Origin of the sequence: Pseudomonas sp. DSV-1 (assembly GCF_035830915.1) — a bacterium.
Lineage (GTDB): Bacteria > Pseudomonadota > Gammaproteobacteria > Pseudomonadales > Pseudomonadaceae > Aquipseudomonas.
In genome coordinates, this window is the sequence record NZ_JAYMYG010000001.1 from 4,661,978 (window position 1) to 4,674,970 (window position 12,993).

The window sequence follows — 12,993 nt, forward strand, 5'->3', positions numbered from 1 at the left end:
ACCTCCACAATCGATGATGATCGCGTTCCCCTAATGGCCAACGAAACCTGCGCACCGACATCAACACCCACTACTCTGGATGCCTGGGTATCACGCCTGGACGCTGTTGATTTGCCGATCCCGCAAAACAGCCATGAGCGCGTATTCAAGACGATCAACGACAGTCGCCGCTCATTACGCGAAATTGCCGAGGTCATGCAGGACAGTCCGGCGCTGGCGCTGAGGCTGATCCGCGAGGCCAACCAACACGTCCAGAGCAGCCTGAGCGAGCCTGCCGAAAGCCTTGAAGTGGCCATCAACCGCCTGGGCCTCAAGCGCACCCAAGTGTTGCTCGAACGCGTACCCGCACTGGCGATCGAAGACATCCCGATGGCCTATCGACAAATCCAGCTCATCAGCCAGCACGCCGCACAACAAGCAATCGGGCTGTTCGGCAATCGCCTGGCGCGCCTCTGGCAAGAAATCTACTGGAGCAGCCTGCTGTTTCTGTCGCCGTTATGGGCGTTGGCGCTCACTCACCCGCTGCTGCTTGAAGCCTGGGAGCGACGGGTGATCGAGCAAGGGGAATGCGCCAAAAAGGTCGAGCTGGAGCTATTTGGTGTTCCGCTGTTTGATATCTGCCGCACGCTGGCCGAACTCTGGCGATTGCCCGCCTGGGTGATGCAGGGCTATACGGTCATCACCGACGAGCGCCGCACGCTGGTCAAGGTGCTGCACATTGCCCGCGACACTCATCATCCGCTGCGCCAGCAACAGGACCTGGACGCCGATCCCGAGCTGCGCCGCTGGTTCAACCAGCCCGCCAACAGCGTGCTGCTGGCCAACTGCCTGGCACTTTCAGCGCAACAGGCATGGGACACGCCGCACAACTTGCGCTGGCAGTACGTCACCAGCCTGTACCTGCAAATGCCGCTGGATGACATACAACAGCAAGTGCACCAGCACGCGGTAAACAGCGGGCGCTATCACTCGATGCCAGAACTCTGGCACCCGGCCCAGGCGCTGCTCTGGCCATGGGATGCACGCCGCACCCGCCACAGCTCGCTGGCCGCGCCGCCCCCCTCGGCCGAGGCGCTGGCGGCGTGGCGCAGACATTGCGGGCAATTGCTCGAGCAACCCAGCGCATTCAGCAACCCGATGCACCTGACCACTTGCGCCCGCGAAGCCCTGCTGGCGTGCGGCATGCGCCGAGTGATGCTGCTGACACCCGACAAGACCTCAACCGCCCTGAGCGTGAATCAGATAGCCGGACTGGCAAAGACAGCCTTCGACCTGAACATCACCATCAACGAGAGCACCGCACTCCAGCGCTTGATGGCGCAACCGGCTCAGGTACGCCTGACACCCGAGAACAATGGCGTCATATCCGCGGTTTTACCCTACAGCCTGCGCAGCCTGTTCCCTGGCGAGCATCTACTGTTACGCTCTCTGAGCAACAACGGCCGCGTGGTCATGCTGGTACTGGCAGACCAGGGCGGCGGACCCTTTTCGGAAACCAGCGTGCAGGCATTCGGCAAAACGGCCCAATGCATCGAGAAAGCCCTGAATAGCTTTAGTAGTCGCGGGCGCTAGCGCTACAATCCCCCCCCTTTTTTGCTCTGGAGGCTTCACATGCCTGGCTTCTCTGGCTTGCCGTTAGTGATTGAACCAAGCGACCTGTTCGCCCGGCTCAACGCTCCCGAACTGATCGTGGTCGACTTGACCAGCGTCGCGCGTTACGAAGCCGGGCATATTCCGGGGGCTCGCTTCGTCGACCCGAAGCGCACGCAACTGGGGCTGCCACCGGCGCCCGGCCTGCTGCCGACCCAGGCGGCGCTCGAAGCGTTGTTCGGCGAGTTGGGGCACAACCCCGATGCGGTCTACGTCGTGTATGACGACGAAGGCGGCGGCTGGGCCGGGCGCTTCATCTGGCTGCTGGATGTGATCGGACACAAGGCTTATCACTATCTGGATGGCGGCATTCACGCATGGACAGGTGACGGTTACGCCGTCAGCCAGGATGTACCCGCTGCAGCCGGTGGCCCGGTGGCACTGACTCTGCACGATGAACCCACCGCAACCCGCGAGTACCTGCAAAGCCGTTTGGGCGCCCCGGATCTGGCGATCTGGGATGCGCGCAGCGAAGCCGAATACACGGGCGAAAAAGTGCTCGCCGCCAAGGGTGGGCATATCCCCGGCGCGAAGAATTTTGAATGGACCGCAGGCATGGATAAAACCCGCAACCTGCGTATCCGCACTGACATGGCGCAGATCCTCAAGGATCTGGGCATCACGCCAGACAAAGAAGTGATTACCCACTGCCAGACTCACCACCGTTCTGGCTTTACTTATCTCGTTGCCAAATCGCTCGGTTATCCGCGCGTCAAAGGCTACGCCGGCTCTTGGGGCGAATGGGGCAACCATCCCGATACCCCTGTCGAGCTGCCTGTAAAAAATTAAGGACCTTGAATGAAAACGCGTTTGTTCCTCCTCAGCCAGTACCTGTTGCCGCATCACCTGCTGTCACGCCTGGCCGGCTGCATTGCCGAGTGCCGCGTGCGCTGGTTCAAGAATGCATTCACAACCTGGTTCGCCAAGCGTTACCAAGTGGACATGTCCCAGGCACTGGTTGAAGACGTTACCGCCTACGAGCACTTCAATGCCTTCTTCACCCGCGCCCTGAAAGACGGCGCCCGCCCGCTGGATCAAACTCCGGACGCCGTGTTGAGCCCTGCCGATGGCGCTGTCAGCCAACTGGGCCCGATTGAACATGGTCGCGTGTTCCAGGCCAAAGGCCACAGCTACAGCGTGCTGGAACTGGTGGGTGGCGATGCCGCTGTGGCAGCACAGTTCATGGGCGGCGACTTTGCCACCATCTACCTGTCGCCAAAGGATTACCACCGCGTACACATGCCGTTGGCAGGCACCTTGCGCGAGATGATCTACGTGCCGGGCCGCCTGTTCTCGGTTAACCAGACTACCGCCGAAAACGTGCCGGAGCTGTTTGCCCGCAACGAGCGTGCCGTGTGCATCTTTGATACCGAACGCGGCCCGATGGCCGTGATTTTGGTGGGTGCCATGATCGTGGCGTCGATTGAAACCGTATTTGCCGGCCTGGTCACGCCGCCTAAACGCGAGCTGAAAACCTTCCGCTACGACGAAGCTGCACGTGCGCCGATCCACCTGGAAAAAGGTGCCGAGCTGGGTCGCTTCAAACTGGGTTCGACTGCAATCGTGCTGTTCGGTGCCGATCAAGTGAAGTGGGCTGAAGGCCTGGCGGCGGGAACGCCGGTGATGATGGGGCAGAAGATCGGTGAGTAAATAATGTAGTCGCTGCCGAAGGCTGCGATGGGCTGCGAAGCGGCCCCCGCTTTTGTATTAAAAGCGAAGGCCCTGCGGGCCTTATCGCAGCCTGCGGCAGCGACTACACGTACTCACTAGCCCTGGCTGTTACGGTCGCGCTGGCCCAGCAGGTACAGCACACCATCCAGGCCCAGAGTCGAAATGGCATGTCTGGCCGATTTTTTAACCAGTGGCTTGGCGCGGAATGCCACACCCAGCCCGGCAATTGCCAGCATCGGCAAGTCGTTGGCACCATCACCGACCGCAATGGTCTGCTCCAGGCTCAAGCCTTCCTTTTGCGCCAGCTCACGCAGCAAGTCCGCCTTGCGCTGTGCGTCGACAATCGGCTCAACCGCAACACCGGTCACCTTGCCATCCACCACTTCCAGCTCGTTGGCGAACACATAGTCGATGCCCAGCTTCGCCTGTACCTGCTTGGCAAAATACGTGAAGCCGCCCGACAGGATGGCGGTCTTGTAGCCCAAGCGCTTGAGTTCCGCGAACAGCACTTCGGCGCCTTCGGTCAGGCGCAGCGAGGCACCGATGGCATCCAGCACGCCCACATCCAGACCTTTGAGCAGTGCCATGCGCTCCTTGAAGCTGGCCTTGAAGTCCAGCTCACCGGCCATGGCGCGTTCGGTGATTGCAGCCACCTGGTCACCCACGCCCGCAGCCTTGGCCAACTCGTCGATCACTTCGGCTTCTATCAGGGTCGAGTCCATGTCGAACACCGCCAGACGGCGATTGCGGCGGAACAGGGTGTCTTCCTGAAGCGCGATATCAACACCCAGCTCTTGGGCCAGGTTGAAGAAATCGGCACGTAGCGCGTCAATATCCGCAGGCTCGCCGCACACACGCAGTTCGATGCAACTTTTGCTCAACTGCGTCGGGGCGTCCAGCGGTACACGGCCAGACAAGCGATCAGTCTGTTCGATGTTCAAACCGTGCTGGCTGATCACCGATGTCACGCGCTGCAACTCATGGGCAGTCACCTGGCGGCTCATCAGCGTCACCACATGACGGGTCTGGCTTTGCTCATTGACCCAGCGCTGGTAATGCTCTTCGCTGATCGGGTCAAAACGCAGTTGCAGTCCCTCTTGGGCGATCAATGGCTGCAGGTCTTTGAGCACCGCCGAAACCAGCTCTGCTTGTGGAATTTCCACCAGAAAACCCAACGACAAAACGCCATGGATAGCGGCCTGACCGATGTCGAGAATATTCACACCATTGCTGGCCAATACACCAGTAATGGCCGCAGTGAGACCCGGACGGTCCTCACCTGTGATGTTTATCAGGACGATTTCGCGCAAGGCACACCCCCATTCGCTAAAAAAAACGCATTCTACCCACTTTCAGTGACCATCGGGCACCGCCAAGGCTTTGCCGCCTTCAGGCTGCTCGCTATACTGCGCACCAACTTAACGGACTAAGAGCCGCGCTCAGTGAACCGGCCATTGCCTGTCAAAACCGATAATTTCTTCCTGTTGATCTTCCGGGCCCTGCGTGATCGCCGCGTTCCGATTGCTCTGCGTATCGCCAGCCATAACGTGATCCTGGTCGCCCTGGCGCTGGTCATTTATGCCGTGGTGATGGGACTGCAATTCAAGCAGGCCATGCACGAGCAGGCAGATGCCCTGGGTCAGAGCCTGACCACACAAACCGCCACCTCGGCGACCGAGCTGCTGGTGTCCAATGACATCCTCAGTCTCAACGTGCTGCTCAACAACCTGACCAAAAACCCGCTGGTGGCCCACGCGGCTATCTACAGCGTCGATAACCGGATCCTCGCCGAAGCCGGCCAGCGTCCCAAAAACGGCTTGCTGGGCGAAACCGAAGGCGTGTATCAGACCAAGATCACCTTTCAGGATGTGACCGCCGGGCATCTGCGCATCAGCCTGGACATGCACCAGTTTGAGCAGCCGATGACCATCAGCCTGCAGAGCATGGGCATTTTGAGCGCCATTCTGCTCGCCCTGGCCCTGGCCTTGAGCTTGCGACTGGGACGCCACATCACCACGCCGCTGCTGCAATTGCGGGTATGGTTGCGCGAGCCCGATCCTTACACCCCGGCCATCCAGCGCCAGGATGAAATCGGTGATCTGGCCCGCCAGCTTCACAGCCGCCTCGCCCCTGCGGCGCCAGAGCCGGAACCCGAGCCAGAACCGGAAGAAGACTACGACGACAGCGACTACGAAGAAGCCGAAGACAACGAGCCGACCTTCGAAGTGCGCAACCTGAGCGATCCGACGTTCGATGAAGCGCCTGCTGCGCCTGCTCCCAAAGCCGCTCCCCGGCAGTTGGTCAGCACCGCAGAAGACGAAAACGACGACGAAGACCCGTTCGCTGACTTGCGCGACACCAGCACAGCCACTGCTGCGCCGATTGCGCTGGCCAAGCCCAAACAGGTCGTATCAGCTGCGCCACAGCCAAGCGCCGTACTGGCGGTGCAACTGGGGGCACAGGAACAACTGCGTCGCCTGCCCCGCGCCCGCCTGATGGAACTGCTGGAGCGCTATCGCGATTGCCTGAACCAGGCAGCTTCGCTGTATCAAAGCGAGCTGCATACGCTCAACGATGGCAGCACGCTGATGCTGTTCCATAGCGAAGACAGCGGCGACGATTACCTGACCAACGCCATTTGCTGCGGCGAACTGCTGCGGGCCCTGGGTCACGCCTTGCAGATCGAAGTCGCGGACAGCGGCATCACCCTGCAATTGCAACTGGGTCTGGTGCTGGGCGAAGGACTGAACGGCATGAGCCAGATTGACTTGCTGCTGACTGAAGTCGCACAGGACGCCCTGGCGCTGTCGCAACACAGCCGCAACTTGCTGCTGGTGGAGCGCAAGATCAGCGACGACCCTCTGATCCGTCAGCGCGCCCGTATCCGCCCGATTGCCAGCCCTGAAGGTGCCTGCTGCGTCGAGCGCCTGATGGAGCCGTATCCATCCATGCTTGAGCGCCAACTGGCGCGGATGCATGAGAATCGTGGCTGACGGCGTGCTCCCGTAGAGGCAAAAAAAATCCCGCACATGTGCGGGATTTTTTGTTTCGGGTTACGGCCTCAGAAGCGAAACACTTCCATATCCGTACGGATCGGTGAAGCCATCGGAATTCGAGGTTTCTCCGCACCCTGCTTCGGTGCAGCCTTGGTCTCGGGCTTGCGCATCTCAACCAGCGGCGGCTGGTTGGCCAGTGGCTTGAGCGCCACGGCCAATTGCTCGCTCAGCTGTTGCAACAACTGACCTTGAGCCTTGACCTGATCCGCCGTGCTGCCCCCGTGTGGCTGCTCCAGGTGAACAATGCGGTTGTCACGCACCTGACCGCGACGGTCGATCAAACGCCATTGCGCATCCAGCACCGCAGGCAAGTTCTTGCCCGAGTCCAGGCGAGTGATCGACAACAGCACCTGCACATCCGGGCTGAAGCCCGCCGTAGCCGGTGCCAGGACAACCCGCTGGCTGTCCAGGCGCCACGCCAGTTGACGTACCAGAAGTTGATCGATATCCGAAGACAGGCTGCCAGCCCATCGACCATCAGTGGCCGCACTCAGACTGCCATCGGGCTGACGTTGCAGCAGGGTTTCACGCTGCAGGTAGTCGGCCACGCTGATCGGGCCAAGTACCACGGCCATGCCGGCGCTTTGCGCGGGCTGGCCTGGGGCGCCGCTGTCCAGTTGGTACAAGGCCGCTGGCTGGTGCGTGGTGCACCCCGCCAGACCCAGCACACCGGTCAGCAACGCAATTAAAGGAAGGCGTAGAACGTTCATCATTCCATCCAGGTGGCCGCCATAGGGCCAGCCACAGTGTGATTCTCGAAAGGTTCGCAAGCACATTGCCATAAGCCGTGCAGCAAACGCGGCATATCATCCGCGAATATTGGACCTGACTCCAGCGTTGTCGCGCCGATCTGCGCGTAAAAACCCAGATCGGGGGCGCTAAACAGCCTTAATTGGGCGTTTCTACCAACAAGGCATCCACACGCTGGAAACCACGGGGCAGCTTATTGCCACGACGGCCGCGCTCGCCTTTGTAGTGCTCCAGGTCGTCAGCCTTGAGTGACAGTGTGCGCTTGCCCGCCTGCAATACCAGCGTGGCGTTGTCTGGCAGCACGGCGAGGTCGGTCACGTACTCTTCACGACTGGCCACGCGCTCACCGGGAATACCGATGATCTTGTTGCCTTTGCCTTTGCCCAGTTGCGGCAAGTCGCTGACTTTGAAAATCAGCAGACGACCTTCCGTGGTCACGGCCGCCAGCCAGTTGTGCTCGCGATCTGCCACAGGTCGTGGCTGCATGACTTGCGCCCCTTTAGGCAGGCTGAGCAGCGCTTTACCGGCCTTGTTCTTGGCTTGCAGGTCTTCACCCTTGACCACAAAACCGTAACCGGCGTCGGACGCGATGACGTACAGCGCATCGTCTTCAGGCAACAGCACGCACTCGAACGTCGCACCCGGCGGCGGGGTCAGGCGCCCGGTCAACGGCTCACCCTGGCCACGGGCATTGGGCAGTTTGTGAGCAGGCTCAGAGTAACTGCGCCCGGTCGAGTCGATAAACACCGCGAACTGGTTGGAGCGTCCGGAGGCCGCTGTCTTGTAGCCATCCCCTGCCTTGTAGGACAGGCCGGTTGCGTCAAGGTCATGGCCTTTGCCGCAACGAACCCAGCCTTTTTCCGACAGTACAACTGTGACGGCTTCAGTCGGGACCAACTCGTTTTCAGACAGGGCCTTGGCTTCAGCACGGGACACAATCGGCGAGCGACGGTCGTCTCCATAGGTTTCGGCATCGGCCAGCAACTCGGTACGCACCAGCTTTTTCAGCTTGGTTTCGCTGCCCAGCAAGGTTTTCAGCTTGGCTTGCTCTTTGCGCAACGCATCCTGCTCGGTGCGCAGCTTCATCTCTTCAAGGCGCGCCAATTGGCGCAGACGCGTGTCGAGGATGTAGTCAGCCTGGATTTCGCTCAGGGCAAAGCGCGCAATCAGCTCGGCCTTGGGATGCTCCTCGGTGCGGATGATGTGAATCACTTCATCGAGGTTCAAGTAGGCGGTGAGCAATCCGTCCAACAGGTGCAGGCGGCGCTCGACTTTATCGAGGCGGAACTGTAAGCGACGGCGTACGACATTGACCCGGAATTCCAGCCATTCCACCAGCAAGGCGCGCAGGTTTTTCAGTTGCGGTTTGCCGTCCAGACCAATGATGTTGATGTTGACCCGGAACGTGGACTCAAGCTCGGTCACGGCGAACAAGTGCTGCATCAGCTCGTCGAGATCGACTTTGTTATTGCGCGGAATGATCACGATACGGCACGGGTTTTCGTGGTCGGACTCGTCGCGCAGGTCGGTGACCATTGCCAGCTTGGTTGGCTTGGCCTGCATCAGGGCCGCGATCTGCTCCAGTACTTTGGCGCCCGATACCTGATGGGGCAGCGCAGTGACCACAATGTCGCCGTCTTCAATGTGATACACGGCACGCATGCGCACCGAACCACGGCCGGTCTGATAGATCTTCAGCAGGTCGGCACGGGGGGTGATGATTTCAGCTTCGGTCGGGTAGTCCGGGCCCTGGATGTGCTCGCACAGCTGCTCGACCGTGGCCTTGGGCTCATCGAGCAAGCGCACGCACGCGCTGGCAACTTCACGCAGGTTGTGCGGTGGCACGTCAGTGGCCATGCCTACGGCAATGCCGGTGGTGCCATTGAGCAGGATATTGGGCAAGCGCGCAGGCAAAACCGCAGGTTCGTCGAGGGTCCCGTCAAAGTTGGGCACCCAGTCCGCCGTGCCCTGGCCCAGTTCGCTGAGCAGCACTTCGGAATAACGGGACAAGCGCGCTTCGGTATAACGCATGGCCGCGAACGACTTGGGATCGTCCGGCGCACCCCAGTTGCCCTGGCCGTCGACCAGGGTGTAGCGGTAGCTGAACGGCTGCGCCATCAACACCATTGCTTCGTAGCACGCCGAGTCGCCGTGGGGGTGGAACTTGCCGAGTACGTCACCGACGGTACGCGCCGATTTCTTGTGCTTGGAATCAGCGTCCAGGCCCAACTCGCTCATGGCGTACACAATGCGCCGCTGTACGGGCTTGAGGCCGTCGCCGATGTGCGGCAAGGCCCGGTCCATGATTACGTACATGGAGTAGTTGAGGTAGGCCTGTTCGGTGAAGTCGGCCAGTGACCGGCGTTCTACGCCGTCCAGGCTGAGATCAAGGGAGTCGCTCATGCGGACCTCATTCAATTCGTTGTCTGGCGCAGCAGCATGGTGCCGCCGCGCTGGGTAAATTCAAGTTTTTTCAGCGCACTCATGCCCAGCAGCACTTGCTCGCCTTCAAGCCCTGGAGCAGCCACTGCACGCACGTCGCGCAGCACAATGGCGCCTAGTTGCAGGCGGTCGATGCGGGTCTGATAGCCCTGAGTGCGACCATTGGCAGTGTTCAGCGTCACCGGGACACCTTTGGGCAATGCCAGTTGCCTGGCCAGCTCCATCGGCACCGCCACATCGGTGGCGCCGGTATCGAGTAAAAATTCCACCGGCACGTTGTTGATCCGGCCGCTGGCAACAAAATGACCCTGGGCGTTGCCGAGCAGTTTGACTTCGATATAACCCTCGCCCTGTTGCGAGGAGACTTCGGTGTTGGGGTTTTCCTGACGCTGTTCCCAGCGCCCGAAAAACTGCGCGGCCAGATACAAACCGGCACACCAGGCCACAATCATAAAGACCCGACCCACACCTTTACCCGGCGCTTGCTCGCTCATGACTTGGCACTCCAGCCACCTTGCGGGGCAGCAAAGCGCCAGACAATGGGGCGTTTTTCGCCATCGGCGCGTACATGGTTGCCGTTATCGACGCCGATCCAGGCACCTTGGGCATCCAGGCTCAAGGCCTCGGTATTGCCATAGCCACTGTTGTATAGCCGGTTGTCGGTCAATGCATCGTTGGCAAACGACCAGCAGCGTTCGATTTCACCTGTGTCCAGGGTACGACGACAAATGCGGTAGGCCATGCGTTCAAGGGTGAACAGCTTGCCTTCGAACAGCGCCAGGTCGGCAAAATCCTTTTGCTGCGCCTTGGCCTTGAGTTGTGGCGGCGCCTGTTCAAGCCCCCCTTCACTCATCAATACGCAACCGTTTTCGCAGTCCCACACACTCTGCTTTTTGCGGATCGTCAGCAAGCCGCGGCGCTCGCGCTCGGCCGCCAGCCATATCTGGTTGCCCTGCGGGTTGACGGCGATACCTTCAAACAGCGCATTGAAATGCAGCAGCATGCCGCTGGCCCGGGCCTGACGGACCAGCGAAGGGTCGATCTTGAGCCACACCGGTGGGCCTGCCGGCGGAACTTGCAACACCGCCGCATGGGCTTCACTGACCACATAACGGTTGCCCGCGTCGTCGCAGCTGATGCCTTCAAAATCCAGATTGCCGCCGCGCAACGGGCTGATGGCTTTACCCATCATGCGTACACCCCACGGCAAACCGCTTTCGGGCGGCGTCGGAACATCGATGTTCAGGGCCTCGGCGCTCCATTCGGGGTAGCGCTGGTCAAGACGATAAATCTGATCGTCATCACGATCGGATACCGCCCACAACTCACCCGAGCACAGGGCCAGGCCAGACAGGTTGCCACCTCGCATGCCTTCTACCGGATGCTCCGACTGCATGACCAACTCTGGCCAGGTGCTGGCCATTACTGGCGCAGCACCCAACCAGAGCAGCCCCAGCAAGGCACTGCGCATCAGGTCAGCACCTGCGCCAGGTTGCCTTTGGACTCAAGCCAGGTCTTGCGGTCACCGGCGCGTTTCTTGGCCAGCAGCATGTCCATCATCTCTGACGTGGCGGCGAAGTCTTCAAGGGTCAGTTGCACCAAGCGACGGGTGTTTGGGTCCATCGTGGTTTCGCGCAGTTGCGGCGGGTTCATCTCACCCAGCCCCTTGAATCGCGTGACCTGTGGCTTGCCGCGTTTTTTCTCGGCGACCAGTCGGTCAAGGATGCCATCACGCTCGGCTTCATCCAGGGCGTAGAAAATCTCCTTGCCCAGGTCAATGCGGTACAACGGCGGCATCGCCACGTAAACGTGACCGGCGTCCACCAGCGGACGGAAGTGCTGAACGAACAACGCGCACAGCAAGGTGGCGATGTGCAGACCGTCGGAGTCGGCGTCGGCAAGGATGCAGATTTTGCCGTAACGCAATTGGCTCATGTCAGCCGCGCCCGGATCGACACCGATCGCGACGGCGATGTTATGGACTTCCTGACTGGCCAGGACTTCGCTGCCGTCAACTTCCCAGGTGTTGAGGATCTTGCCGCGCAACGGCAGGATCGCCTGGAATTCCTTGTCTCGTGCCTGCTTGGCCGAGCCGCCTGCGGAGTCACCTTCCACCAGAAACAGTTCAGAACGCATCGGGTCCTGCCCGGCGCAGTCGGCCAGCTTGCCCGGCAAGGCCGGCCCCTGGGTAATCCGCTTGCGCTCGACCTTCTTGCTGGCCTTGAGCCTGCGCCCGGCATTGTTGATTGCCAGCTCAGCCAGTTGCATGCCCAGCTCGGGATTGGCATTGAGCCACAGGCTGAAGGAATCCTTGATCACGCCCGATACAAACGCCGCCGCTTCACGGGAGGACAGACGCTCTTTGGTCTGCCCCGAGAACTGCGGCTCCTGCATTTTCATCGACAGCACGAACGCAATGCGCTCCCACACGTCTTCGGGCGCCAGCTTCACGCCGCGCGGCAGCAGGCTGCGGAACTCGCAGAACTCGCGCATCGCATCGAGCAAGCCCTGACGCAGACCGTTGACGTGTGTACCGCCTTGAGCCGTGGGGATCAGGTTGACGTAGCTTTCCTGAACACTGTCACCGCCCTCAGGCAGCCACAGCAAAGCCCAGTCGATGGCTTCTTTATTACCGGCCAGGCTGCCGCAGAACGGCTCATTGGGCAGGCGTTCAAATTCGCTGACCGCGTCAACCAGGTACGAGCGCAGACCGTCTTCGTAATGCCACTCGACCTTTTCGCCGGTGTTTTTGTCTTCAAAGCTGACCAGCAGCCCCGGACACAGTACAGCCTTGGCCTTGAGCACATGCTTGAGGCGGCTGACCGAAAACTTGGGCGAGTCGAAGTACTTCGGGTCCGGCGCGAAGTACACGCTGGTACCGGTGTTGCGCTTGCCGACCGTACCGATGACTTCCAGATCGGTCGCTTTATAGCCATCGGCGAAGGTCATCTGGTATTCATTGCCGTCACGCTTGACCTTGACCCGAACCAGTGTCGACAGCGCGTTGACCACCGAAATCCCCACGCCGTGCAGGCCGCCGGAGAACTGATAGTTTTTGTTGGAGAACTTGCCACCCGCGTGGAGCTTGGTAAGGATCAGCTCGACACCTGACACGCCCTCTTCAGGGTGGATGTCCACAGGCATGCCGCGCCCATCATCGCTGACTTCCAGCGAGTGATCGGCGTGCAGGATGACTTGCACCGACTTGGCGTGACCGGCCAGGGCTTCGTCGACACTGTTGTCGATGACTTCCTGGGCCAGGTGGTTGGGCCGACTGGTGTCGGTGTACATGCCGGGGCGTTTGCGCACCGGGTCGAGGCCCGAGAGGACTTCGATGGCGTCGGCGTTATAAGAGCTAGCGCTGGGAGTGGCCATAGGGTCTCGTCGTTAGTCGTAAATGAAAAATAAGGGCCATTCGACGGGT

10 protein-coding genes are annotated in these 12,993 nt (G+C 60.5%); 4 read left to right on the forward strand and 6 right to left on the reverse strand.

Translation table 11 applies throughout. The features are described from left to right. Positions 1–33 precede the first annotated feature (33 nt). Genes VSQ83_RS21715 through asd form a run of 3 tightly spaced genes read left to right on the forward strand, consistent with a single transcriptional unit; the run spans position 34 to position 3,300 of the window. On the forward strand, positions 34–1,572 hold the full coding sequence (locus tag VSQ83_RS21715) for an HDOD domain-containing protein (RefSeq protein ID WP_326427499.1): 1,539 nt from the start codon (positions 34–36) through the stop codon (positions 1,570–1,572). Between the two features lie 39 nt (positions 1,573–1,611). Then, positions 1,612–2,439, forward strand: a complete 828-nt coding sequence (locus tag VSQ83_RS21720; RefSeq protein ID WP_133076652.1) for a rhodanese-like domain-containing protein — start codon at positions 1,612–1,614, stop codon at positions 2,437–2,439. A 9-nt stretch (positions 2,440–2,448) separates the two neighbouring features. Next, positions 2,449–3,300, forward strand: a complete 852-nt coding sequence (gene asd, locus VSQ83_RS21725) for an archaetidylserine decarboxylase (protein ID WP_326427500.1) — start codon at positions 2,449–2,451, stop codon at positions 3,298–3,300. A gap of 116 nt (positions 3,301–3,416) precedes the next feature. Here the strand turns inward: asd and serB are convergent, their stop codons facing one another. Then, positions 3,417–4,631 carry a phosphoserine phosphatase SerB gene (gene serB / locus VSQ83_RS21730; RefSeq protein ID WP_133076654.1) on the reverse strand — a complete coding sequence of 405 codons (1,215 nt, stop codon included), beginning with the start codon at positions 4,629–4,631 and terminating at the stop codon, positions 3,417–3,419. A 132-nt stretch (positions 4,632–4,763) separates the two neighbouring features. Here serB and VSQ83_RS21735 point away from each other — a divergent pair, with 132 nt between their 5' ends. Next, positions 4,764–6,314, forward strand: a complete 1,551-nt coding sequence (locus VSQ83_RS21735) for an AhpA/YtjB family protein (RefSeq protein ID WP_133076655.1) — start codon at positions 4,764–4,766, stop codon at positions 6,312–6,314. 68 nt (positions 6,315–6,382) lie between these two features. On the opposite strand, the gene VSQ83_RS21740 is transcribed toward VSQ83_RS21735, so the two are convergent. The 5 genes from VSQ83_RS21740 to parE all read right to left on the reverse strand — a co-directional run bounded on the left by VSQ83_RS21740 (position 6,383) and on the right by parE (position 12,944). Continuing rightward, positions 6,383–7,087: a PqiC family protein gene (locus tag VSQ83_RS21740; RefSeq protein WP_219262140.1), complete on the reverse strand. Its 705-nt coding sequence runs from the start codon at positions 7,085–7,087 to the stop codon at positions 6,383–6,385. Positions 7,088–7,265: 178 nt separating this feature from the next. Continuing rightward, positions 7,266–9,530, reverse strand: coding sequence for a DNA topoisomerase IV subunit A (parC, locus tag VSQ83_RS21745; protein ID WP_133076657.1), 2,265 nt, complete (start codon positions 9,528–9,530; stop codon positions 7,266–7,268). A gap of 11 nt (positions 9,531–9,541) precedes the next feature. Next, the gene (locus VSQ83_RS21750; protein ID WP_133076658.1) at positions 9,542–10,063 is read right to left on the reverse strand and encodes a retropepsin-like aspartic protease family protein; all 522 of its coding nucleotides are present in this window, start codon (positions 10,061–10,063) and stop codon (positions 9,542–9,544) included. Next, complete coding sequence (locus tag VSQ83_RS21755) at positions 10,060–11,040, reverse strand: esterase-like activity of phytase family protein (RefSeq protein ID WP_326427501.1); 981 nt, start codon at positions 11,038–11,040, stop codon at positions 10,060–10,062. The genes VSQ83_RS21750 and VSQ83_RS21755 overlap by 4 nt, the downstream gene beginning before the upstream one ends. Next, complete coding sequence (gene parE / locus VSQ83_RS21760) at positions 11,040–12,944, reverse strand: DNA topoisomerase IV subunit B (protein ID WP_133076660.1); 1,905 nt, start codon at positions 12,942–12,944, stop codon at positions 11,040–11,042. Before parE ends, VSQ83_RS21755 begins: the two co-directional genes overlap by 1 nt. Between the last annotated feature and the right edge of the window lie 49 nt (positions 12,945–12,993).